The organism is Rhizobium bangladeshense (assembly GCF_017357245.1).
Taxonomy (GTDB): Bacteria; Pseudomonadota; Alphaproteobacteria; order Rhizobiales; family Rhizobiaceae; genus Rhizobium; species Rhizobium bangladeshense.
The window spans coordinates 410,855-432,757 of the sequence record NZ_CP071612.1; the positions used below are offsets into that span (position 1 = coordinate 410,855).

21 protein-coding genes are annotated in these 21,903 nt (G+C 62.2%); 11 read left to right on the plus strand and 10 right to left on the minus strand.

The features are described from left to right. The first annotated feature begins 42 nt into the window (after positions 1-42). A complete protein-coding gene (gene ptsN, locus J2J98_RS02010; protein ID WP_064707784.1) occupies positions 43-507 on the plus strand; it encodes a PTS IIA-like nitrogen regulatory protein PtsN in 465 nt (154 codons plus the stop codon). A gap of 173 nt (positions 508-680) precedes the next feature. On the opposite strand, the gene J2J98_RS02015 is transcribed toward ptsN, so the two are convergent. The 3 genes from J2J98_RS02015 to J2J98_RS02025 all read right to left on the minus strand — a co-directional run bounded on the left by J2J98_RS02015 (position 681) and on the right by J2J98_RS02025 (position 5,488). Further along, a complete protein-coding gene (locus J2J98_RS02015) occupies positions 681-3,041 on the minus strand; it encodes a methyl-accepting chemotaxis protein (RefSeq protein ID WP_207602220.1) in 2,361 nt (786 codons plus the stop codon). A gap of 239 nt (positions 3,042-3,280) precedes the next feature. Then, entirely contained in the window at positions 3,281-4,180 is a 900-nt protein-coding gene (locus tag J2J98_RS02020) for a ribokinase (protein WP_207602221.1), read from the minus strand. An 84-nt stretch (positions 4,181-4,264) separates the two neighbouring features. Further along, positions 4,265-5,488 (minus strand): DNA recombination protein RmuC, encoded by a 1,224-nt coding sequence (locus J2J98_RS02025; protein ID WP_207602222.1) that lies wholly within the window; start codon positions 5,486-5,488, stop codon positions 4,265-4,267. 199 nt (positions 5,489-5,687) lie between these two features. Here J2J98_RS02025 and J2J98_RS02030 point away from each other — a divergent pair, with 199 nt between their 5' ends. From J2J98_RS02030 to truA, 6 genes are all read left to right on the plus strand, one after another. Beyond that, positions 5,688-7,181: a globin-coupled sensor protein gene (locus J2J98_RS02030; protein WP_207602223.1), complete on the plus strand. Its 1,494-nt coding sequence runs from the start codon at positions 5,688-5,690 to the stop codon at positions 7,179-7,181. A gap of 97 nt (positions 7,182-7,278) precedes the next feature. Further along, positions 7,279-7,794, plus strand: a complete 516-nt coding sequence (gene def, locus J2J98_RS02035; RefSeq protein ID WP_138394272.1) for a peptide deformylase — start codon at positions 7,279-7,281, stop codon at positions 7,792-7,794. A gap of 63 nt (positions 7,795-7,857) precedes the next feature. Then, a complete protein-coding gene (locus J2J98_RS02040; protein ID WP_064707788.1) occupies positions 7,858-8,118 on the plus strand; it encodes a FitA-like ribbon-helix-helix domain-containing protein in 261 nt (86 codons plus the stop codon). Beyond that, the gene (locus tag J2J98_RS02045) at positions 8,115-8,534 is read left to right on the plus strand and encodes a type II toxin-antitoxin system VapC family toxin (RefSeq protein WP_207602224.1); all 420 of its coding nucleotides are present in this window, start codon (positions 8,115-8,117) and stop codon (positions 8,532-8,534) included. The genes J2J98_RS02040 and J2J98_RS02045 overlap by 4 nt, the downstream gene beginning before the upstream one ends. A gap of 20 nt (positions 8,535-8,554) precedes the next feature. After that, positions 8,555-9,490 carry a methionyl-tRNA formyltransferase gene (gene fmt, locus J2J98_RS02050; RefSeq protein ID WP_207602225.1) on the plus strand — a complete coding sequence of 312 codons (936 nt, stop codon included), beginning with the start codon at positions 8,555-8,557 and terminating at the stop codon, positions 9,488-9,490. Further along, complete coding sequence (gene truA / locus J2J98_RS02055) at positions 9,490-10,290, plus strand: tRNA pseudouridine(38-40) synthase TruA (protein ID WP_207602226.1); 801 nt, start codon at positions 9,490-9,492, stop codon at positions 10,288-10,290. The genes fmt and truA overlap by 1 nt, the downstream gene beginning before the upstream one ends. 31 nt (positions 10,291-10,321) lie before the next feature. On the opposite strand, the gene J2J98_RS02060 is transcribed toward truA, so the two are convergent. From J2J98_RS02060 to dapD, 3 genes are all read right to left on the minus strand, one after another. Beyond that, positions 10,322-10,918, minus strand: coding sequence for a hypothetical protein (locus tag J2J98_RS02060; protein ID WP_064707792.1), 597 nt, complete (start codon positions 10,916-10,918; stop codon positions 10,322-10,324). Continuing rightward, the gene (dapE, locus tag J2J98_RS02065; RefSeq protein ID WP_207602227.1) at positions 10,905-12,098 is read right to left on the minus strand and encodes a succinyl-diaminopimelate desuccinylase; all 1,194 of its coding nucleotides are present in this window, start codon (positions 12,096-12,098) and stop codon (positions 10,905-10,907) included. The genes J2J98_RS02060 and dapE overlap by 14 nt, the downstream gene beginning before the upstream one ends. 101 nt (positions 12,099-12,199) lie before the next feature. Next, positions 12,200-13,060, minus strand: a complete 861-nt coding sequence (dapD, locus tag J2J98_RS02070) for a 2,3,4,5-tetrahydropyridine-2,6-dicarboxylate N-succinyltransferase (protein WP_207602228.1) — start codon at positions 13,058-13,060, stop codon at positions 12,200-12,202. Positions 13,061-13,253: 193 nt separating this feature from the next. Here dapD and J2J98_RS02075 point away from each other — a divergent pair, with 193 nt between their 5' ends. Then, positions 13,254-14,120, plus strand: coding sequence for an LOG family protein (locus J2J98_RS02075; protein WP_064707795.1), 867 nt, complete (start codon positions 13,254-13,256; stop codon positions 14,118-14,120). Between the two features lie 79 nt (positions 14,121-14,199). On the opposite strand, the gene J2J98_RS02080 is transcribed toward J2J98_RS02075, so the two are convergent. After that, positions 14,200-14,826: an EF-hand domain-containing protein gene (locus tag J2J98_RS02080; RefSeq protein WP_207602229.1), complete on the minus strand. Its 627-nt coding sequence runs from the start codon at positions 14,824-14,826 to the stop codon at positions 14,200-14,202. 107 nt (positions 14,827-14,933) lie between these two features. Next, positions 14,934-15,650 (minus strand): pyrimidine 5'-nucleotidase, encoded by a 717-nt coding sequence (locus J2J98_RS02085; RefSeq protein ID WP_064707887.1) that lies wholly within the window; start codon positions 15,648-15,650, stop codon positions 14,934-14,936. A 188-nt stretch (positions 15,651-15,838) separates the two neighbouring features. On the opposite strand from J2J98_RS02085, the gene bchE reads away from it, so the two are divergent. From bchE to J2J98_RS02100, 3 genes are read left to right on the plus strand one after another with little or no spacing between them, the layout of a single operon-like run. Further along, on the plus strand, positions 15,839-17,368 hold the full coding sequence (gene bchE, locus J2J98_RS02090; RefSeq protein ID WP_207602230.1) for a magnesium-protoporphyrin IX monomethyl ester anaerobic oxidative cyclase: 1,530 nt from the start codon (positions 15,839-15,841) through the stop codon (positions 17,366-17,368). A 54-nt stretch (positions 17,369-17,422) separates the two neighbouring features. After that, complete coding sequence (locus J2J98_RS02095) at positions 17,423-18,496, plus strand: bifunctional transcriptional activator/DNA repair enzyme AdaA (protein WP_207602231.1); 1,074 nt, start codon at positions 17,423-17,425, stop codon at positions 18,494-18,496. Next, positions 18,493-19,263, plus strand: coding sequence for an isocitrate lyase/PEP mutase family protein (locus J2J98_RS02100; protein ID WP_207602232.1), 771 nt, complete (start codon positions 18,493-18,495; stop codon positions 19,261-19,263). The genes J2J98_RS02095 and J2J98_RS02100 overlap by 4 nt, the downstream gene beginning before the upstream one ends. 62 nt (positions 19,264-19,325) lie before the next feature. Here J2J98_RS02100 and J2J98_RS02105 read toward each other — a convergent pair whose 3' ends face one another. Both J2J98_RS02105 and J2J98_RS02110 read right to left on the minus strand, forming a co-directional pair. Further along, positions 19,326-20,474 carry an alpha-hydroxy acid oxidase gene (locus J2J98_RS02105; protein WP_138394262.1) on the minus strand — a complete coding sequence of 383 codons (1,149 nt, stop codon included), beginning with the start codon at positions 20,472-20,474 and terminating at the stop codon, positions 19,326-19,328. 371 nt (positions 20,475-20,845) lie between these two features. After that, on the minus strand, positions 20,846-21,850 hold the full coding sequence (locus tag J2J98_RS02110) for a carbon-nitrogen hydrolase family protein (RefSeq protein WP_207602233.1): 1,005 nt from the start codon (positions 21,848-21,850) through the stop codon (positions 20,846-20,848). Positions 21,851-21,903 lie beyond the last annotated feature (53 nt).

Consider the following 21,903-nt stretch of genomic DNA (forward strand, 5'->3'; position numbering starts at 1 on the left):
GCTCCTCGCATCGACTGATCCCGGCGACAGAAGGAAAAAGAAATGGCATTGGCAGATTTGCTCCATCAGGATGCGATCATTCCCGCCCTCAGAGTAAATTCCAAGAAACAGTTGCTTCAGGAATTGGCGGCAAGAGCCGGGAGGATCACCGGGCTCTCCGAACGGGAGATCTTCGACGTCATTCTGCAGCGCGAACGCCTGGGTTCGACCGGTGTCGGCAACGGTATCGCCATTCCCCACGGCAAGCTGGTGAACATTCATTCAATCGTCGGCATCTTCGCCCGGCTGGAGCAGCCGGTCGATTTCGAAGCGCTGGACGATCAGCCCGTCGACCTGGTCTTCCTGCTGCTTGCGCCGGAGGGCGCCGGCGCCGATCATCTCAAAGCCTTGTCGCGCATCGCCCGCGTCCTGCGCGATCAGGACCTTGTTGCAAAGCTGCGGGCCACCGATTCCGCCTCGGCGATCTATGCCTTCCTCAACGAGGAGCAGACGTCGAACGCCGCCTAGAGCAATTCCAGGAAAGTGTGAAGCGGTTTTCCGTCCGGAATTGCGTAAATCCAAAAGGTTAGAGCGGTTCTGCGCTTCCGTGAAAAGCTGAACCGCTCTAACCGCATCGATCCGTGAACGAAAAAAGGCGCCTGATTTCGCAGGCGCCTTTTTATTTATGCAGGGCTGAACGGTCAGAACTCTTCCCAGTTGTCCTGGGCCACGGCAGCCGAGGCATGCGATTGAGGTGTGGTTCGGCGGGTCGCCGGGGCGGCCGCATGGCGGACCGCAGGAGCTGCCGTGAAATGCGAGGTGGCCGCAGCCGGCGCGCGCATCTGCCTCGCCATGGAGGCGAGCGCAGCCGCGTTGGCCGAGCCCGAGACCCTGAAGCGAGTGGCGAGCGCCTTCAGCGTCTGCGCCTCGTCGTTGAGCGCCACGCTGGCGGCGGTCGCTTCTTCCACCATCGCCGCGTTCTGCTGCGTCACCTGGTCCATCTGGTTCATGGCCTGATTGATTTCCTTCAGCCCGACGGCCTGTTCGCTGGCCGAGGCCGAAATCTGCCGGATGAGGCTGTTGATGCCCATCACCTGTTCGGCGATCTTGTGCAAAGTGCCGCCGGCGCGCCCGACGAGATCGACGCCTTCCTTGACCTGGACGGCCGAAGTGTTGATCAGCGTCTTGATCTCCTTGGCCGCATTGGCCGAACGCTGTGCGAGCTCCCGAACTTCCTGAGCGACGACGGCAAAACCCTTGCCGGCTTCGCCGGCGCGTGCCGCCTCTACGCCGGCGTTCAGCGCCAGGAGGTTCGTCTGGAAGGCGATTTCGTCAATGACGCCGATGATCCGCGAAACCTCAGTCGAAGACTGCTCGATCCCCTGCATTGAGGCGATTGCCTTTTGCACCACTTCGCCCGATTTCTCAGCATCTTGGCAGGCGAGACTGACGTTGTCGGCTGCCGTACGCGCGTTCTCGGCGCTGGAATCGACCTGCGCGGTAAGCTCATTGAGCGCCGCGGCCGTCTCTTCCAGGCTTGCCGCCTGCTGCTCGGTGCGCTTGGCGAGGTCGGAAGCGCTGTTGCTAATCTCGCCGGTGCCGGCACCAATGTTGATGACGCTGAGATTCATCGTGTTGATGGTCTCTTCAAGGCTCGCAAGCGCTGCGTTGAAGTCCTGCTTCAGCTTGCCGTATTCACCCGGAAACTCTTCGGTGATGCGGTAACCCAGATTACCCTGAGACAACTCGGAAAGGCCGGCGCCAACGGTCGCAACGATATGACGCTGCAGCGACACCGATTGCTGCCGTTCCGATTCCGAGCGGCTGCGCTCGGTCTCGGCAGCCTGCCGCTGGTGGGTGGCCTCTTCTTCGAGGCGCTTGGAGTCTGCGAGCTTGAAGCGGAATCCCTCGAGCGCCTTTGCAACCGAGCCGATCTCGTCGGTACGGTCTTGGGCAGCGACGGGTTCGGCATATTCGCCATCGCTGAGCGACTTGACACTGGCGACAAGGCTGCCGAGGGGGCGCTGCACGAGCGAGCGGACGGCAAAATAGAGTGCGAGCATCACCGCACCGAGCACGATCAGGCCGGTGGCGATCATCATGTAGGTCTGGTCTTCAACCGGCGCGTTGATCACCGCATGCGGGACGTCGACGAGCACGACCCAGGTGGCGTTGACGCCGGGGACCTCGAACGGATAGACGACGCGGTCGAAGGGGTCGAGGCCGTCATAGGTGAGGTTCCTGACAAGACCGGGTTGCTTATTCGACAGGGCTGACTTAACGACGTCAGCGCCCTCGCCGTCGTATTGTTTCGTCATCAGGTCGGGGATCGGCGCAACGATCCAGTTGCCGGCCTGCGACAGCAGCGTCACGCGGCCGGAGCCGAAGGGGTGCAGCGCCTGCAGCTTGTCGGTCAGCGACTTCAGCGAGATGTCGACGCCACCGACACCGATCATCTTGCCGCCCGACATGACGGGATAGGCAATGGAAGTCAGCAGCGTCGGTACTTCAGTTCCTTCGGCGAGGTAGGGCGTCGTGATCGCGCCCTTGCCGCTGTCCGCAGCCAGCTTCCACCATTCGGCAGCATAATCATTGTCAAACGTCGAATACTGGATCCCGCCATCCCTGGTCTTCGACCAGTAGGGCGTGAAGGCGCCGTTCTTGTTGGTGCCTTCATCGTTATTATTGGCGATCTCCGTGGTCTTGCCGTCGAGCGCACCGAGCTGCTCACAGAACCAGCTGCCGAAGGCGAAGGCATTCTGTTCCAGATTGGCTTTCAGCACGTTGATCATGCCCTTGCGATCGAGCGACTTGCCTTCATGGGCGCGGCCGATGACGCCCGACATGCTGCGCGCGGCGCTGGCGAGTTCGCCGACATTGGCGGCGATTTCATTGGCGATCGACTTTGCCTCGAGATTGGCCTGATCCATCGTCAGCGTCTGGACGCGATCCCGGGTCTGGCCGATGAGGAAAAAGTTCGAAACGATGAGAACAAGCGCGATGGCTATGCCGGTGATGACGATTAGTTTCGCCGCAAGCGATTTCATGCGAAAAATGAACATGGGTTCCTCGGGCAAGGATGCGCCGAACGGGCATTCTTCGGCACAGGAGCGATGGCATCGCTCCGTCATGGAGCAGCCGCATGAGCCGCGATCCGCAAGCGCGAAGATCCGGCGATCACCGGGAAGATCGCCGGAGACCTCTTAAATTTGAGTGAAACTTTAATGGTATATGTGAGGAAAGCCGCAAAAATCCCCTTGAAATTGCAGGAGATCCGGCAGCTTTTCGCAAGGAGGCCAGGCTATATCCTGTCTGCGACTTCCTCACTCAAGGGAATCGACGGTTGCGCGCCTGGTTTGAGGCATGCGAGTGAACCGGCGACCGCCGCGCGGCGCAGCGACGTGGGAAAGTCGAGTCCTTCGTCGAGGCTGGCGGCGAAATAGCCGCAGAAGGTATCTCCCGCCCCGACCGTATCGACAGGATCGATCGCCAGCCCGTGCGCCCGTGATATTGCCCCCTCGCGGATGGCGATGACCCCGTCGCCGCCGAGCGTCACGATCAGCGTCTGGCCCGTTTCCTGGTGTAGGCGGACAAGTGCTGCCTCACGCGCCTCTGCGCCCATGTCGCTCTGTCCGGCAAGCCGCTCGAACTCGGTCTCGTTGGCAATGACGATATCGGCCAGGCGACCGAGACGCGGTGCATCGGGGATCAGGGGAGCGAGGTTGAGGATGCTGGTGATGCCCTTGGCGCGCGCAGCCGAGAGCGCGCGCTCGACGGCGGCGACGGGCACCTCGAGCTGCAGCATCAGTATGTCGCCTTCGTTCATGCGGCCGATCGCGATTTCCGCATCCCCGGGCGTGACCAGGCCGTTGGCCCCAGGAACCACGGCGATCATGTTCTCGCCGTCGCCGCCGACGAGGATCAGCGCCGTGCCTGTGGGACCGTCGACATGCTTGACGAGAGAGAGGTCGGTTCCCGCCTCGTCGAGCAGGGCGAGCGCATCGGCGGCAAAAGCATCCTTACCGACGGCGCCGGCCATATGCACATAGCGGCCGGCGCGGCGCGCTGCCAGCGCCTGGTTGGCGCCCTTGCCGCCGGCAGCCGTTGCAAAACCGTTGCCGGCGACCGTCTCACCGGGCTTCGGCAGGCGCTCCGTCGTGGCGATGAGGTCCATGTTGATGGACCCGAAAACTGTAATCATGAGGATGTCCCGTCCTTTGGAGCATGCGGGCGACATCATGCTCCAATTCTTTGATAGAATGCGGGCAGACACTGCCCGAAGCGGTCATTCCTCGTCAACCACCCGAAGCTTGAGAAGGCCGGTGCGGCTTTCCACGGATTTGGCCGGCGCCTCGCCCTCGCGGGCAGGCTTGGCGTCGCCGCCCGCCTCGAATTCCAGCGCCTCGATCTTGGCGCCGCGCTTGGTGAGCTTGTCGGCCGACGTGACCACCATGTCGATATCCTTCTGCGCCATGGCGAAATGGCCCTGCAGCTTGCGCACCCGCTCGTCGAGGCGGCCGAGATCGTCCATCAGTAGCGCCACCTCGCCTTGGATCAGATGCGCCTGCGCCCGCATGCGCTGGTCTTTCAGCACCGCCTGGATGACCTGGATCGAAAGCATCAGCAGCGATGGCGAGACGATGACGATGCGCGCCCGGTGCGCCTTCTGCACGAGGGCTTCGAAGTTCTCGTGGATCTCCGCGAAGATCGATTCCGACGGCACGAAGAGAAAGGCGGTATCCTGGGTTTCTCCCTGAATCAGATATTTCTCGGAAATATCCCGGATATGGATCTCCATGTCGCGCCGGAACTGCTGGCTGGCGATCTTGGTGGCCTCTGGGCTGCCGGCGTCGCGGATCGCGTTCCAGGCTTCGAGCGGGAATTTCGCGTCGATGACAAGCGGCGGCGCGCCGTTCGGCATGCGGATCGTACAGTCCGGCCGCGAGCCATTCGAGAGCGTCTGCTGGAAGGCGTAGGCACCCATCGGCAGGCCGTCGGCGACGATCGTCTCCATTCGCGACTGGCCGAAGGCGCCGCGCGTCTGCTTGTTCGAGAGAATGGCCTGCAGTCCGACAACGTCCTTAGCGAGCGTCTGGATATTGTTCTGCGCCGCATCGATGACCGCCAGCCGCTCCTGCAGTCGCTGCAGGTTCTCGTGCGTAGACTTCGTCTGCTCTGTGATCGTCGAGCTGACGCGTTGCGACATGCCGTCGAGGCGTTGGCTGATTGCCTGGTTGAGCTCGCTCTGCCGCGCGCCGAAAACCTCGGCCATGGCCGTGATGCGGCCCTGCATCTCCGCCTGGATCTTCAAAAGCTCGGCCATGCGTGCCTCGCTTTCGCCAGCCCGCAGGCTCGCCTCCTCCGCCTGCTCGCGGCGAAGGCTGGCGCCGCGCAAGAGAAGGATTATCACCAGAAGCACGAGGGCGACGAGAACGCCGCCGGCAAGCGCCAGCATGGCCGGACTGATCGAGGCGACGGAAAAGGCGAGCGAATCGGAATTGACGGTCATGCCGCAACCATAACAGAAGAAACGACGCGATGAAGATCAAAACGTGAACGAAATCGCCGGTCCCCAACATCTTGAACATGTCGCGCTTCGGTCTCGGCAGAAGAAATCCGGCCAGCTTTAACGATTGTTCAACCATATTCGCCAAACCTGCGGCACAGAAACTCCCTCCCGCGCCTTTGCGACAAATACAGAGATCCCAATGCCATCCCGACAGACCGACAGCCTCAGGCAGCGCCTGGATTTCATCGAACTCGACGACGCGTCGCGAAAGTCGATACGAGATCTCAGGCCTGTCATCACCGAGCTCATCGGCGGCGCTCTCGATAAATTTTACGCCAAGGTCGCCAGGACCCCCGCCGTCTCCAGCTTTTTCGCCGACAAGAACCATGTCGGCCATGCCAAGAAGCGCCAGCAGGATCATTGGGCCAATCTTGCCAGCGGCGCTTTCGACGAGACCTATGTTAACGGCGTGACGGCGGTCGGCCGCACCCATGCCCGCATCGGGCTGGAGCCGCGCTGGTACGTCGGTGGCTATGCCCTTGTCATGTCCGAACTCGTCAAGGGCATCATGGAGAAGCAGTGGCCGTCGGTCTTCGCACGCCAGCAGGGCAAGCTGCTCGCCGAGAAGCTGTCGGCAGTCATCAAGGCCGGCATGCTGGACATGGATTATTCCATCTCGGTCTACCTCGAGACGCTTGAGGCCAAACGTCAGGACCTGGAAGAGCAGCGGGCGAAAGCCGAGTCCGATCAGGCAATGGCGCTGGAGCAGCTGCGTCGCGGTCTCGAAGCGCTGTCGAACGGCGACCTCGAAGCCACCCTGCCGTCCGACCTGCCGGGCAATTTCCGGCAGATGGCCGAGGATTACAACCGCGCCGTCAGCGCCCTTCGCCAGTCCTTTGCATCCGTGCGCGATACGTCCGGCCATATCATGAGCGGCGCTGACGTCATCGCCAATGCGACCAACGATCTGGCGCTGCGCACCGCCCAGCAGGCAGCGGGCGTCGAGGAGAGTTCGGCCGCCCTGCAGCAGCTTTCCGTCAGCGTCGGCCAGACCGCCGCCAATGCCGAGAAGGCTTCGGACGCCGTTCGCGAAACGCAGCAGAAGGCGAAGAATTCAGGTGAGCTCGTCACCAGCGCCGTCTCGGCAATGGCCGGCATCGAGAAGTCTTCCACCGAAATATCCAAAATTATTGGCGTCATCGACGAAATCGCCTTCCAGACCAATCTTCTGGCGCTGAACGCCGGCGTCGAGGCGGCGCGCGCCGGCGATGCGGGCAAGGGTTTTGCCGTCGTTGCCCAGGAAGTCCGCCAGCTCGCGCAGCGCACGGCCGAAGCTGCCAAGGAGATCAAGAATCTGATCTCGCAAAGCTCGAGCCAGGTCAATGAGGGCGTGGGCATCGTCTCCAGCACCGGCGAAGCGCTGAACGACATGATCAGCCGCATCGACATCATCAACCGCTTCGTCGCCGATATCGCCGCCGCCGCCCGCGATCAGGCGACCGGCGTCAACGAGGTCAGCGTGGCGATCCGCAGCATGGGCGAAATCACCCAGCAGAATTCCGGCATGGTCGAGCGCACTTCGGCGGAAACCCGCCGCCTCAAGGATGAGGTGGATGAGCTGATCGAGCTGCTGCGCCGCTTCCGCGCCCGGCCGGAAGGCCATGCCGTCGTCGCTGCGCGCCAGGCGGCCTGAGACTTTATGGCGAAATTCGGGGCGGGGAGACAAAAAAGCGTCTTCCCCGCCCACCGGATAATTCCATAGCGGGAAAAGATGGGTTATGGGAACGCCCATGACCATCAAGCCACTCATCATTCTTCCCGATCCCCTTCTCCGTCAGCTCTCCAAGCCGATCGAACGCGTGGATGCCGATCTGCAGCGCCTTGCCGACGACATGCTGGAAACCATGTACGACGCGCCGGGCATCGGCCTTGCCGCAATCCAGATCGGCGTGCCGCGCCGCATGCTGGTCATCGACGTCTCTCGTGAGGGCGAGGAGAAGCAGCCGCAAGTCTTCATCAATCCGGAGATCGTCAAATCGTCCGACGAGCGCTCGGTCTATGAGGAAGGCTGCTTGTCCATTCCGGACTATTATGCGGAGGTCGAGCGCCCGGCTGTCGTCTCGGTCAAATATCTCGATCGCGAGGGCAAGGAACAGATGGTGGAAGCCGACGGCCTGCTCGCCACCTGCCTGCAGCACGAGATCGACCATCTGAATGGTGTGCTCTTCATCGACCATATTTCGCGGCTGAAGCGGGAGATGGTGATCAAGAGGTTCACCAAGGCGGCGAAGGCGAAGGCGCTCTGAGGAAGCCTTGAATATGCGCCAGTGAAGCACTATGATATCACTGATATCATAGTGGAGGTGCGGATGGGCGACCTGCTTATTCGAGATGTTCCGGAAGCGATGAAGCGGCAGCTTCAGGAAAGTGCCCAGCGCAATGGCCGCAGCCTTTCAGAAGAGGCGATCGAAATCATCCGCCGTCAGATCGCGGCGGAACGCTCGGGAGCACCCGCGGGGCGGCGCTTGAGATCGCTGATGGGAGAGGAAAGATTGAGCGATGACGAAGTAGAGGCTATCGCCGCGTCTCGCCACGAACGTGATCGGGAACCGCCAAGCTTCGACAAATGATCGTCCTTGATACGAACGTAATTTCCGAATTGCAGGGAAGAACCCATAGCGAGCGGGTATTGAACTGGCTAGACGCTTACGACGTCGAGACGCTTTTTCTGACAACGATCTCCGTCGGGGAAATGCGCTATGGGCTTGAACTCCTTGATGACGGCAGGCGAAAGACGGCATTGATTTCCGACTTCAACCGGATCGAATCCGAATTTTCCGGTCGCATACTCGGTTTTTCGCTTAGTGCGGCGAATCGTTACGGCCTGCTCGCTGCGGCGCGCAGAAAGGCGGGACGGCCGGTGGAAACGAAGGATGCGATGATCGCCGCCATCTGCCTTGCGAACGGCGCAACGCTCGCCACCCGCAACACCAGAGATTTCGAAGGGCTTGATCTCAAGCTCGTAAACCCGTTTGAAGACGGCTGATCCTCAACTGGCGAGATAGAATGTCCCTTCGCATCATCTTCATGGGAACGCCGGAGTTCTCGGTTCCGACCCTGCGCCTGCTCGTCGATGCCGGCCACAGCATCGTCGCCGTCTACACCCAGCCGCCGCGCCCGGGTGGACGGCGCGGGCTCGATCTGCAGAAGTCGCCTGTTCACCAAGCGGCCGAATTGCTTGGTCTGCCGGTCTTCACGCCGGTCAATTTCAAGGACCCGGCCGAGCGTGAGCGGTTTGCCGCCTTTAATGCCGATGTTGGCGTCGTCGTTGCCTATGGGCTGTTGCTGCCGGAGGCGATTTTAAACGGCACCCGCGAGGGCTGCTATAACGGCCATGCCTCGCTGCTGCCGCGCTGGCGGGGTGCCGCGCCCATCCAGCGGGCGATCATGGCGGGCGACGCAAAGACCGGCATGATGGTGATGAAGATGGACAAGGGCCTCGATACCGGCGCCGTCGCGCTCACCCGTGAAGTCGAGATCGGTCCGAACATGACGGCAGGCGAATTGCACGACCGCCTGATGCAGGTCGGCGCCAAGGCGATGGCGGAAGCCATGGTGAAGCTGGAGATGAACGACCTGCCGTTGACGCCGCAGCCGGAGGAGGGCGTTCTGTACGCCGCCAAGATCGACAAGGCCGAGACGCGCATCGATTTCGCCGGGCAAGCGCATGATGTGCACAACCATATCCGCGGCCTGGCGCCGTTTCCTGGCGCCTGGTTCGAGCTCGAGATCGGCGGCAGGCCGGAGCGTGTGAAGGTGCTGGCGTCCGAGCTGGCTGAAGGGGAGGGCGCTCCCGGGCAATTGCTGACCGACGATCTCGTCGTCGCCTGCGCTTCCGGCGCCGTGCGGCTGACGCGGCTGCAGAAGGCCGGCGGCAAGCCGCTGGCCGTGGCCGATTTCCTCCGAGGCACGCCTCTCGCTGCAGGCACGAGGCTTTCCTGATGCCACGTTTCCGCATGGCCGTCGAATATGACGGCGGACCCTACGTCGGCTGGCAGCGGCAGGAGAACGGCCCATCGGTGCAGGGCGCGATCGAGGCCGCGGTGCTGTCGCTGACCGGCGAGACCGTGTCGATCCGCGGCGCCGGCCGCACCGATTCCGGCGTCCACGCCATGGGACAGGTGATCCACGCCGATCTTTCCAAGCCGTGGTCGCCCTACAAGCTGCAGAACGCCTTGAATGCCCATCTGAGACTTGCCGGCGAGCGTGTCGCCATTCTCGACGTCGAGGCGGTCCCCGACTTCTTCGATGCCCGCTTTTCGGCACTGCGGCGCCACTATCTCTATCGCATCGTCAGCCGCCGAGCGCCACTGGCGCTCGAAGCCGGCAAGGCCTGGTGGGTGCCCAAGACGCTCGATCATGAGGTGATGCACGCCGCCGCCCAAAGGCTGGTCGGCCGGCACGATTTCTCCACCTTCCGCTCCGCCCATTGTCAGGCGAACAGCCCAGTGCGCACGCTCGACCGACTTGACGTGACACGCAACGGCGAGCTGATCGAAATCCGCGCCACGGCGCAGAGCTTCCTGCACAATCAGATCCGCTCCTTCGCCGGCACGCTGAAGCTCGCCGGCGAGGGCAAGTGGACGCCCGAAGATGTGCAGGCAGCGCTCGAGGCGCAGGACCGCAAGGCCTGCGGCCCGGTGGCACCGCCCGAAGGGCTCTACTTCATGCAGGTGGATTATCCCGATGTCATCACCGACCGCCGCAGGCCGGCTGACGAAAACGACGACGATCTCTCATGATTGTCTCGCTGGATTCATGCGATAGCGCAGTTCAGGCGGGATAGATGCCGAGGAAGTGCTGCAGATATTCCGAAAGGATCATCGACGGCACCAGCAGCACCAGCGTCAGCGCCCCCACCATCAGCGCGTGATCGTGGCAGATCATCCTGAGAATGCGCGCCAAAGCGAAGACCTGCGCCAGCATGAAGGCAAGCAGCAGCAGCGAGACGAGGCCGATTGAGCCGGGCAGGAAGAACACCAGCGCCAGCAGCAGACCGTTGATATAGGAGAGCGGCACGCCGAGCCAGTTGACGCTGACGACCACGGGTGCGAAGCGCTCGCCCATGCGGAAGGCGAGCAGCAGCAGCCCGGCAAAGACCAGCGGCACGAACCAGTTGGCGACTTCGACAAGGCCGAGCCTGATATAAAAGACAAGGTTGACATCGGCATGGGGCGGCATCGACCGCAGGAAGGCCTGCCGCCACCAGAGCCAGGAAATGCCCATCGGCGGCAGGCACCAGGCGATCGCCCAGAACGAGCGGTTGACGCCGCGCTCCGACAGATCGAGGAAGCGGAAGCCGCGCGGATCCATCCGGATCAGCAGCCAGAGGCCGGCCAGATAATACTGGACTTCCTTAAGACCCGGCATGGGCGAACCAGCGGTCGATGAAAGTCTCGTAGATCGCCGTCAGCGTCTCCAGATCAGATACGGCGACTCGCTCGTTGACCATGTGCATCGTCTGACCGACCAGGCCGAATTCGACGACTGGGCAATAGTCCTTGATGAACCGCGCATCCGACGTGCCGCCGGTGGTCGAAAGCGCCGGCGACCGGCCGGCCACATTTTCGATGGCTGATGACAGTGAGGCGATCAAGGCGTTGTTGCGCGTCAGGAAGACGTGGCTCGGCCGGTCGGCCCAGACGATATCGTATTTCACCGGCTTCCTGCCCGGACGCAGCTGGCCATTGCCGGCGGCGGCTTCGAGCCGTCGCAGGATTTCGGCGCGTAGCGTTTCGACGCTCCAGCTGTCGTTGAAGCGGATGTTGAAGCTTGCCGATGCCTTCGCCGGAATGACGTTGGTGGCGGGATTGCCGACATCGACCGTCGTCACCTCGAGGTTCGACGGCTGGAAATCGTCGGTGCCGCCGTCGAAGGGTGGATCCATCAGCGCCTGCGTCAGCTGCAGCATGCCGCGCACCGGATTGTCGGCAAGGTGCGGATAGGCGGCATGGCCCTGAACGCCATGCACGGTGATCCTGCCCGACAGCGAGCCGCGCCGGCCGATCTTGATCATGTCGCCGAGCCTGTCCGGATTGGTCGGTTCTCCCACGAGGCAGGCGTCCCAGCGCTCGCCGCGTTCGGTCGCCCATTGCAGGAGTTTGACCGTACCGTTGATTGCCGGGCCTTCTTCGTCGCCCGTAATCAGGAAGGAAATCGAGCCGGCAGGCGGCCCGTTCTTTTCGATATGGCGGGCGACGGCGGCGACGAAGCAGGCAATGCCGCCCTTCATGTCGACGGCGCCGCGGCCGAAGAGTTCGCCCTTTGATATCTCCGCGGCAAAAGGCGGATGCGTCCAGGCGGCTTCGTCGCCGACCGGCACGACATCGGTATGGCCGGCAAACATCAGATGCGGGCCATCCTTGCCGAGACGGGCATAGAGGTTTTCGATGTCGGCCGTTCCCTCTTCGCGTGCCGTCACCTTGTCGACCGTGAAGCCGAGCGGCGCAAGCATTGCTTCCAGCGCCGTGAGCGCACCGCCTTCGGCGGGTGTGACGGACGGGCAGCGAATCAGCGTCTGCAGATTGGCGACGGGATCGGTAGCGGTCATGGCGGTCGAACTATCCGGCGGGAATGGCAAAGACATGGCAAGACGGGGCCGCCTCGCGTAAAAAGACGCCGTCTGTTTACCGGATCAATGCCCCGGTGTCATCAATCTCTGAGCAGCTCGTTGATGCCGGTTTTGGAGCGGGTCTGTTCGTCGACGCGCTTGACGATGACGGCGCAGTAGAGATGCGGCGCCGGCTGGCCGTTTGTCATCGTCGCATTGGCCGAGGCCATCGAGCCCGCGACGACGACGGAATATGGCGGCACTTCGCCGTACATCACCTCGCCAGTGGCGCGGTCGACGATCTTGGTCGACTTGCCGATATAGACGCCCATGCCGAGAACGGAGCCTTCGCGGATGATGCAGCCTTCGACCACCTCGGACCGGGCGCCGATGAAGCAATTGTCTTCGATGATCGTCGGTCCCGCCTGCATCGGTTCGAGCACGCCGCCAATGCCGACGCCGCCGGAGAGATGCACGTGTTTGCCGATCTGCGCGCAGGAGCCGACGGTCGCCCAGGTGTCGACCATCGTGCCTTCGCCGACATAGGCGCCGAGATTGACGAAGGAGGGCATCAGGATTGCATTCGGGGCGATATAGGCCGAGCGGCGCACGACGCAGTTCGGAACGGCGCGGAAGCCTGCGGCGCGGAACTGGCTTTCGCCCCAGTTCTCAAACTTGGAGGGGACTTTGTCCCACCAGGTGGAGTTGCCCGAGCCGCCTTTGACCACTTCCATGTCGTTGAGGCGGAAGGACAGCAGCACAGCCTTCTTCAGCCACTGATTGACCTTCCAGGTGCCGTCGGCGCCTCGCTCGGCGACGCGAGCCTTGCCTGCGTCTAGCAGATCGAGCGCCGCTTCGACCGCATCTCGAACCTCGCCCTTCGTCGACGTGTTCACATTATCGCGATTGTCGAAGGCGGCTTCGATGGTCTTTTCCAGGGAGGCGAGGTCGGTGGCGCTCATGAGAATTCCTTAAACTTCGATCTTTATCGTGGAGACGGCGCAGTCTCCGGAATTGCGGCGGCTTGCTGTATCCTGCTCTATAGCATGAAGCCGTAGAACGGAATGATTTTTCCGACAAGATCATATCTGGATTCAAGGCGTTGTAGCGACATATCCGGCAGTTGATGCTGGCAATACTGAAAGGCATTTCGATATGGCGAAGGGACGAAACGGCGGTTCGCGGCGCAAGGATGGTGTATGGGACCCACTAAAGAGCAGCTCGACTGACAGGCAGCGCGCCGAGGCTGTGCCGAAGACGCCGCAGACGCTGTCGCCGGCCTATCGTCTCGCCTACGTCGACGAGGATTTCCTCTGCCGTGAAGAACTGCGGCCCATCCGGCTGCAATTGGAACTGCTGAAGACTGAGATGATGCTGACCGAGCGCGGTATCCGCTCGACCGTCGTCATGTTCGGCGGCGCCCGTATTCCAGCCCCCGGCCAGAGTGCCTGGGCGGCGCGCAACGAGATCCAGCGCGCCAATCTGGAGGCGGCATCCGTCTATTATGACGAGGCGCGCAAATTTGCCCGTCTCTGCTCGAAATATTCGGCGAGCTTCGACTTCCAGGAATATGTCATCGTCACCGGTGGCGGTCCCGGCGTCATGGAGGCGGGCAATAGAGGCGCGGCCGACGAGGGCGCGCCGTCAATCGGCCTCAACATCGTGCTGCCGCACGAGCAGGCCCCCAACGCCTATGTGACGCCGGAGCTCAGCTTCAACTTCCACTATTTCGCCATTCGCAAGATGCATTTCATGGTGCGCGCCAAGGCTATTGCGGTCTTTCCGGGGGGATTTGGGACGCTCGACGAATTCTTCGAATGCCTGACATTGATCCAGACCGGCCGCATGGAACGTCTGCCGCTGATCCTTTTCGGCGAGGCCTTCTGGAGGAGCATCATCAATTTCGAGGCCTTGGCGGAATTCGGCACGATCGCGCCCGACGATGTCAAGCTGATCAGCTTCGTCGACACGGCCGACGCCGCGTGGAAGATCGTCCAGGATTTCTACGAACACCGCGAATAGCGTTTCGATCGTGAGGCAGGTCTCTTTCCCCGTGGAGCCGGGGAAGGAGTAGGGGCAATGGGCAAAGGTTCGTCCGGCCTTACAGCAGCGGCCGGTCCGGCATGTCGTCGATCGAGATGACGCCGTCCTTGTTTCGGTCCATCCGCGCAAACAGCTTGTCGAAGGCGGCAGCGGCTTCCTGTTTGGAAATCTGGCCGTTCTCGTCGGTATCGACCCGGCGCATCATCATCGAGGCGCGCATGAAGTTGCCGCCATGGCGCATCCAGCGATTTCCGTCGCGACCTTCATGCCCCTCGCGCGGAGGCCGTCCCTGGTCGTTTGTGTCCAACATGTCGGCTGCGGCGTTGGCGTCCTCTTGGTCGCCGGCATCCTGCTTGTGCTGATCTCGCATCGCCTGCAACCGCGTCTGCCGGTACTGGCGGATTTCGCCCGGCGTCAGCGAGCCGTCCTTATTGGTGTCGATCGCAGCGAAGGTCTTGTCGAGGCCGGCGGTCGCCTCTTCCTTGGAGATCTGGCCGTCCCTGTTGGTGTCGAACTGCTTGAGCATTCTGACATAGGTGACTTCGCGGAAGGCAGCCGGACCCGCACGGCCCATGCCTGCATGCGGGCGCGGACCGTCGCCGGGCGCGGCAAAGCTTGCTCCGGCGGCTGCGCCGAAGATCAGGGCGGAGGAAAGCGCCGCCAGTATCAGCTTGTTGCAGTACATCGTAACTCCTTTCGTGAGGTGTCCCCTCGCGTAAGAAGCTATGGCAACCGGGCTGCAAGACCCAGTTAAACATCGGTAAGCTGGGTGAAACTTTCGTAACGTGGCCGTCAGCCGCCCGATCTGGTCACTTTGCCGAGAAAGGCGGCGAGGTCGTCGGTGACGAAATCGATGTGATCCTCGTCGCCGCTGGTCTTTTCCCACCATTCGACGACGGTCTCTTCGAGGTTGCGCGGCACCAGCAGCACGGTCTGCATGCCGAGAGCCTTCGGCACCGTCAGATTGCGCGGCAGATCCTCAAACATCGCCGCCTTGCCGGTGTCGACGCGCTTCAGCGCCGCGAACTTGTCATAGGTCGCCTGCGCCGGCTTGGGCACGTAATCGGCGGCGACGATGTCGAAGATATCGTCGAAATGCTCAAGAATGCCGAGCGCGCCGGCGGTCATTTCGGCATGTTTGACGCTGCCGTTGGTGAAGATGAACTTGCGCCCCGGCAGCGCCTTGATCGCTTCGCCGAGTTCCGGCTGCGGCGTCAGTGCCGAATAGTCGATCGCATGCGCCTTTTCGAGGAAGTCGTTCGGATCGATGCCGTGATGGATCATCAGGCCCTGCAGCGTCGTGCCGTGGTCGAGATAATACTGCTTCTGCAGTTTGCGTGCTTCTTCCCGCTCCATCTGTAACAGCGCTGCGACATAGGCAGTCATGTTCTTGTCGATCTGCGCGAAGAGATTGACGTGATGGGGATAGAGCGTGTTGTCGAGATCGAACACCCAGTCTGTCACGTGTTCGAAATCGGCTTTTTCAGGCGTGCGGTCGATCTTGGTCATGGCCGCCCTTATGGCACGGCGGCTGTGTGAAACCAAAGGCTTTTGCTTGGCCATACCGTTTGGCTCGGCCTTCCTCAAAAATGCCGCCAGATTTTCACAACTTGAAGGAGATTCCGGCTGAATATCGCCATTGACCGCTGGTGACCTTTGCCTGCGTCAGACAGGGGGACCCGGCAGGGTAAAGTCGCATGAAGATCGTTCTGATAAATCCGCCGCATACGGCGATCGGCAGCCGTATTCCCGATGATCACCTCCCACCGCTTGGCCTTCTTTCCGTCGGCGGTCCGCTGATCGACGACGGTCATCATGTCGAGCTTATCGATGCCGAGTTCGGGCCAATGACGATTGCGGAAATCGTCGGCCGGGTCACGGCCCAAAGTCCGGATCTGGTGCTGATCGGCCATTCCGGCTCGACTTCGGCTCATCCCACTGCCCGCGCGATCGCGGAAGCAATCAAGCGCGGCCACGCGAAAATCTCGATCATCTACGGCGGCGTATTCCCGACCTATCACTGGCGGGAGGTCCTGGCCGAGACAACGGCATTCGATATCCTGGTGCGTGGCGAAGGCGAGGAGACGATGCGTCGCCTTGCCGAAGCTTTTGCAACCAGCCGTCCGCTAGCGACTGTTTCCGGCATTGCCTTTCGGAGCGCCAGCGGTGAAGTTCTGGCTACGCCGCCGGCACATGCAATCGCCGATCTCGATGCCTATCGCGTCGGCTGGGAATTAATCGACCATGACAACTACAGCTATTGGGGCGGCAAGCGCGCCGTCGTCATGCAGTTCTCCCGAGGCTGTCCGCATCTTTGTAATTATTGTGGCCAGCGAGGTTTCTGGACCCGCTGGCGTCATCGCTCGCCGGAACTGTTCGCCCGCGAGATCGCCAGGCTTTACCGCGAAGAGGGTGTCGAACTCGTCAATCTTGCCGACGAGAATCCGACCTCCTCAAGAAAGGCCTGGCTGGCGTTTCTCGAAGCGATGATCGCCGAGAATGTGCCGGTCCAGATCGTCGGCTCGACGCGGGCGGACGATATTGTCCGCGATGCCGACATCCTGCATCTTTACCGCAAGGCCGGTGTCGTGCGCTGGCTCCTCGGTATGGAAAACACCGACGAGGCAACCTTGACGCTGATCAAGAAGGGCGGAGCCAAAGCAACCGACCGCGAAGCGATCCGCCTTTTGCGCCAGCACGATATTCTCTCCATGGCGACCTGGGTCGTTGGTTTCGAAGAGGAAAAATTGAGTGATCTCTGGCGCGGCTTCCGGCAATTGCTCTCCTACGATCCCGACCAGATACAGGCACTTTATGTCACCCCACATCGCTGGACGCCTTTCTTCCGTATCGCCCGCGACCGGCAGGTGATCGAGACCGATATTCGCAAATGGGATTACAAGCACCAGGTCTTGAAGATGCGCTACCTGAACTCCTTCGTGCTGGTCGCTTGCGTCAAGCTCATCGAAGTTGCTGTCCAGGCGCGGCCGAAGGCGCTGATGCGCATCCTCTTCCATCGCGACCGCGAACAGCGCCACTCCATGCGCTGGTACACGCAAATGGGCCGCCGCGTCTGGTTTCATGAAATCCTCGAATTTCTGTTCCGCCGCCGGCATCTCAAGAATGGTCCGACGCTCGAGGATTTCTGGGGCGCGCCGCAGGACGCCGAGGAGGAATCGATGCTGCGTCCGCGGCGGCACTTAAAAAGCTCTGACGCAGCGGAATAAATAGACGCCCGATTTTCGGCGGACGCGGCCGGCGTTGGATGTTAGAAAGCGCACATGCTTTTCGAACGCCCCGACGATGATACGCTCTATGATGCCCTGATCGCGCGCAGCGCCGATTATGAGGGCCAGGCCTATGTCTGCGTGAAAACGACAGGCATCTTCTGCCGTCTGACTTGCCCGGCGCGTAAGCCGAAGCGGGAAAATACGCTGTTCTTCGAGACAATCGCCGCCTGCATGCATTCAGGTTTTCGCCCGTGCCAGCGCTGCAGACCGCTGGAGCAGCCTGGCCGGGAGCCTGTCGTCGACGCACTGCTTGCCGCGCTCGACGGCGAGCCGGAGGTTCGCTGGACCGAGGATGAGCTCGTGCGGCGTGGCCATCATCCCTCGACCGTGCGGCGCGCCTTCAAGCGAGCGCTCGGCATGACCTTCCATGACATCGTCCGCTACCGCCGGCTCGGCGAAGCGGCCCGGCAGCTGGCGGATGGGGCGCGCGTCATCGACGCCCAGGTCGACGCCGGATACGACTCTCCGAGCGGCTTCCGGACAGCCTTCCAGCGGCTTGTCGGCAAGGCGCCGGCGCTCTCGCAGAACCGCGAACTGCTCTTTGCCGACTGGTTCGATACGCCGCTCGGACCGATGATCGCGGTCGCCGACAAGACGCATTTGCATCTTCTCGAATTTCATGATCGCAAGGCGCTGCCGACCGAGCTCGAAGCGCTGCAGAAGCGCGTCCGCTCCTCCGTCGCGATCGGCCGCACCCCGGCGATCGATCGGATCGAGGCGGAGATGCGCGATTATTTCGACGGCCGGCTCACCGTCTTCCGTACGCCGGTGGCGCTGGGCGGCACACCCTTCGAAAAACATGTCTGGGCAAAGCTGATGGAGATCCCGGTCGGTCAGACGCGCGCCTATGGCGATCTCGCCAGGGAGATGAAAAGGCCGGAAGTGGTGCGTGCCGTCGGCCGCGCCAATGGCGCCAACCAGCTTGCGATCATCGTGCCCTGCCACCGTATCCTCGGGGCCGATGGTTCTTTGACCGGGTACGGCGGCGGGCTCTGGCGCAAGCAATGGCTGCTGCGCCATGAAGAGAAAATCAGTACCCAGGCAATAGTGGAGGAGACATCATGAACCAGACTGAAAAGGCCAAGGCATTCGCCGCACTTCACCGCAAGGGCGATCCGATCGTGCTCTACAATATCTGGGATGCGGGTACGGCGAAGGCCGTTGCCGATGCCGGCGCCAAGGCGCTTGCCACCGGAAGCTGGTCTGTCGCCGCAGCTCACGGCTTTGCCGACGGCGAAAAGCTGCCGATGTCGGTGCTTGTGGAGACGGCGAAATCCATCACCGATGCCGTCGATCTGCCGCTCTCGGTCGATTTCGAAGGCGCTTATTCGGCCGATCCTCAGGGGGCGGCCGCCAATGTCGCCAAGCTGATGGAAGTGGGCGCCGTCGGCATCAATTTCGAGGATCGGGTGGTCAGCGGCGAGGGGCTTTATCCCATCGAGAGCCAGGCGGCCCGCATCCGTGCCATTCGCGCGATGGCCGACCGCAAAGGCATGCCCTTCTTCATCAACGCCCGCACCGACCTCTTCCTGGCCGAGAGCGACCTTTCAAAACATGCCGGTCTGGTGGACGAGGCGATCGAGCGGGGCAGGGCCTATGCCGCGGCCGGCGGCAGCGGCTTCTTCGTTCCCGGCCTGATCGATCCCGCCTTGATCGAAAAAATCTGCGCGGCCTCATCGCTGCCGGTCAATGTCATGATGCGGGCAGGCGCGCCTGACGTGAAAACTTTGGCAGAGCTCGGGGTCGGCCGCATCAGCTATGGCCCGGGGCCTTACCGGTTGATGATGGAAAGGCTGAGGCAGGAGGCCGCGGCGATCTATAGCCTGCTCTGAGCCGATAGGTGCGAGGGCCGCATCCGCGCAAAAGATGCGGCCGCAATGACATCCCGCCCCGCTCAGGAACGGAAGCGCAGATTGCGCCGCGTCAGCTGGTCGACCGAGGTGCACCCCATCAGCTTCATGTCGCGCTCGATCTCGGTGCGCATTGTCTCCAGCGCCCGTTCGACGCCGGGCTGCCCGGCGGCGGCAAGCGGAAAGAGATAGTAGCGCCCGAGACCCACGGCCTTCGCTCCCAGCGACAGGGCCTTCAGTACATGGGTGCCCCGTTGCACGCCGCCATCCATCATCACGTCGATCCGGTCGCCGACCGCATCGACGATCTCAGCCAGCTGGTCGAAAGCGCTGCGCGAGCCGTCGAGCTGACGCCCGCCGTGATTGGAAAGCACGATGCCGGTGCAGCCGATCTCGACCGCCCGCTTGGCGTCCTCGACAGACATGATGCCTTTCAGGCAGAATTGCCCGCCCCAGGCCTGCACCATCTCCGCCACGTCGTTCCACGACATGGAGGGGTCAAGCATTTCGGTGAAGTAGCGGCTGATCGACAATGCGCCGCCGTCCATCTTGACGTGGTTTTCGAGCTGCGGCAGCCGGAAAGCCTCATGCGTCATCCAGTCGATCGCCCAGGAGGGCTTGATCGCAAACTGCATCATGCCGGTGAGATTGAGCTTGAAGGGAATGGCGAAGCCGGTGCGCTTGTCGCGCTCGCGGTTGCCGCCGGTGATGCTGTCGACCGTCAGCATCATCGCCTGCACGCCGGCCGTCTTCGCCCGCACCATCATCTCGCGGTTCAGCCCGCGGTCCTTGTGGAAATAGAACTGATAGACCTGGGGCCCGTCGCTGATCTGCCGCGCCTCCTCCAGGCTGATCGTGCCGAGCGAGGAGACGCCGAACATCGTGCCGTATTTTGCGGCCGCCGCCGCCACTGCCCGCTCGCCTTGATGATGGAAAAGCCGTTGCAGCGCGGTCGGCGAGCAATAGACCGGCATGGCGAGCTTCTGCCCCATGACCGTCACCGACATATCGACATCGGCCACCCCCCTGAGAACATCGGGCACGAGATCACAATTTTCGAAGGCCGCCGTATTGCGCCGATAGGTCACCTCATCATCGGCAGCACCATCTATATAGTCGAAAATCGGCCCGGGAAGACGCTGCTTGGCCATGCGCCGGAAATCGTGGAAATTATAGCAGTCTGTAAGGCGCATCTCTGTGCTCGACCCGTTTCGTGTTCGGGCCGCAACCTAATGCACGATTCGAAATCTTGCCAAGGCTTCATTGTACGATTTGCGACCTCTCGAACGGGATATTACTGCTTGCATGGGTGCAGGTCGCGATGATTGTCAGCCGCGGCATCCGCCGAGACGCCTCATCCTTGTACGTTGCCGTTTCCGTACAATGCGGTTGTGCGGCGGGGACACGCGTTTCAGGATAAGCTTGAAGGAGTACCCTGCGGCACGCCCGTAAAAAAGTACGAAGTATCTCGCACTCGAGAGAGCCTCACCTCGCAGGCGAATCCTCGAAAGGACACGCCGCAGTGCTACTCCTGGCATCACCGGCCGCTGGCGGCATTGCACACCTAAAACATATCCCGGGCGTCGCTACGCGGGTCGCCCTCCACCCGGTGCGGCTCATAGAGCCCTGATCGAGCCTTGCGGCGCCACGGTCGAGAAAGATCGCCGGGACTGTCGTCGATGTCGGCAAGGGCGATTGCGGGCATTCCATCAGCCTGGCATTGCGCCGCCCACCGGCCGCCGGGGGCGACGATCCCTGATACGGCCGGATCAGCCAGTCCCGGATGTGTTGAGAGAGAAAAACTCACCCAGTATCTGTTGGTCGATGCATGCCCCTGCGCCTCGGCGGCGAAGGCCGCATCGTTGGCGGGCACCCCGCCGGTGGTCGAAAACAGCACGCAATGCGCATCGAGCCGCTCATACTCGCTAAAAATCTCAGGAAAGTGGCACTCCATTCCCAGCGAGCAACCGAAGCGGATGCCGTCCACCTCGAAGGTGACGGGGATCGAGCCCGGCGTGTACATGAAGGAGATCTTGGTGTTGGAGAGCAGGCGCTCATCATAGCGCGTCACCAGTTCGCCGCGGTCGGAGACGACATAGAGGCTGCTATGCGGCCGGTGCGGCGCCGTCAGCTGATGCGCCGAGCCGATCACCGCCCATAACCCGAGTTCGCGAGCGAGGCTGCGCGTCGCATCCAGCTCCTCGCGCAGCACGCCCCATTCGAACCGCCGCCAATCGGAAGCGCCGATTTCCCTCGGCCCGACCTCCGACATGATGCGTTTGTTCGGCGCGCAGATGGTGCCTTCTGGGAAGTGCACGAGCCGCGCACCCGACTCCCGCGCCTGGCGCATCTGCCTCCGTATCTCCTGCCCGCCTTGGCGAAGCCTGTCGATATCGCGTGGATCGTCCATGTAGATGGTCTGCGCTACCGCCATGCGCAGCCGCCTGACATCAGGCTTTCGTTCCTGCGTCGGCGCGCGGCGGATATGCATGAGAGCGGTCGTGTAGGATTCACCCGTCTTGGCGGCGCGTGCGCGCACGCGGCGTTTGAGGTTTCCGTTTTCGGTCATATCTCGGCCTTTCCAGTCTCGGACGGCATTCCCCGGCAAGCGCACCCGAAACA

Bases quoted from the DNA above. Each gene is read 5' to 3' on its own strand.
- J2J98_RS02085 (WP_064707887.1), bottom strand. From the start codon at position 15,650: ATGACCAAGATCGACCGCACGCCTGAAAAAGCCGATTTCGAACACGTG.
- J2J98_RS02030 (WP_207602223.1), top strand. From the start codon at position 5,688: ATGCCATCCCGACAGACCGACAGCCTCAGGCAGCGCCTGGATTTCATC.
- J2J98_RS02015 (WP_207602220.1), bottom strand. From the start codon at position 3,041: ATGTTCATTTTTCGCATGAAATCGCTTGCGGCGAAACTAATCGTCATC.
- J2J98_RS02080 (WP_207602229.1), bottom strand. From the start codon at position 14,826: ATGTACTGCAACAAGCTGATACTGGCGGCGCTTTCCTCCGCCCTGATC.
- fmt (WP_207602225.1), top strand. From the start codon at position 8,555: ATGTCCCTTCGCATCATCTTCATGGGAACGCCGGAGTTCTCGGTTCCG.
- J2J98_RS02040 (WP_064707788.1), top strand. From the start codon at position 7,858: ATGGGCGACCTGCTTATTCGAGATGTTCCGGAAGCGATGAAGCGGCAG.
- J2J98_RS02045 (WP_207602224.1), top strand. From the start codon at position 8,115: ATGATCGTCCTTGATACGAACGTAATTTCCGAATTGCAGGGAAGAACC.
- J2J98_RS02095 (WP_207602231.1), top strand. From the start codon at position 17,423: ATGCTTTTCGAACGCCCCGACGATGATACGCTCTATGATGCCCTGATC.
- def (WP_138394272.1), top strand. From the start codon at position 7,279: ATGACCATCAAGCCACTCATCATTCTTCCCGATCCCCTTCTCCGTCAG.
- dapE (WP_207602227.1), bottom strand. From the start codon at position 12,098: ATGACCGCTACCGATCCCGTCGCCAATCTGCAGACGCTGATTCGCTGC.
- J2J98_RS02020 (WP_207602221.1), bottom strand. From the start codon at position 4,180: ATGATTACAGTTTTCGGGTCCATCAACATGGACCTCATCGCCACGACG.
- J2J98_RS02025 (WP_207602222.1), bottom strand. From the start codon at position 5,488: ATGACCGTCAATTCCGATTCGCTCGCCTTTTCCGTCGCCTCGATCAGT.
- dapD (WP_207602228.1), bottom strand. From the start codon at position 13,060: ATGAGCGCCACCGACCTCGCCTCCCTGGAAAAGACCATCGAAGCCGCC.
- bchE (WP_207602230.1), top strand. From the start codon at position 15,839: ATGAAGATCGTTCTGATAAATCCGCCGCATACGGCGATCGGCAGCCGT.
- J2J98_RS02110 (WP_207602233.1), bottom strand. From the start codon at position 21,850: ATGACCGAAAACGGAAACCTCAAACGCCGCGTGCGCGCACGCGCCGCC.
- truA (WP_207602226.1), top strand. From the start codon at position 9,490: ATGCCACGTTTCCGCATGGCCGTCGAATATGACGGCGGACCCTACGTC.
- J2J98_RS02060 (WP_064707792.1), bottom strand. From the start codon at position 10,918: ATGCCGGGTCTTAAGGAAGTCCAGTATTATCTGGCCGGCCTCTGGCTG.
- J2J98_RS02105 (WP_138394262.1), bottom strand. From the start codon at position 20,474: ATGCGCCTTACAGACTGCTATAATTTCCACGATTTCCGGCGCATGGCC.
- J2J98_RS02100 (WP_207602232.1), top strand. From the start codon at position 18,493: ATGAACCAGACTGAAAAGGCCAAGGCATTCGCCGCACTTCACCGCAAG.
- ptsN (WP_064707784.1), top strand. From the start codon at position 43: ATGGCATTGGCAGATTTGCTCCATCAGGATGCGATCATTCCCGCCCTC.
- J2J98_RS02075 (WP_064707795.1), top strand. From the start codon at position 13,254: ATGGCGAAGGGACGAAACGGCGGTTCGCGGCGCAAGGATGGTGTATGG.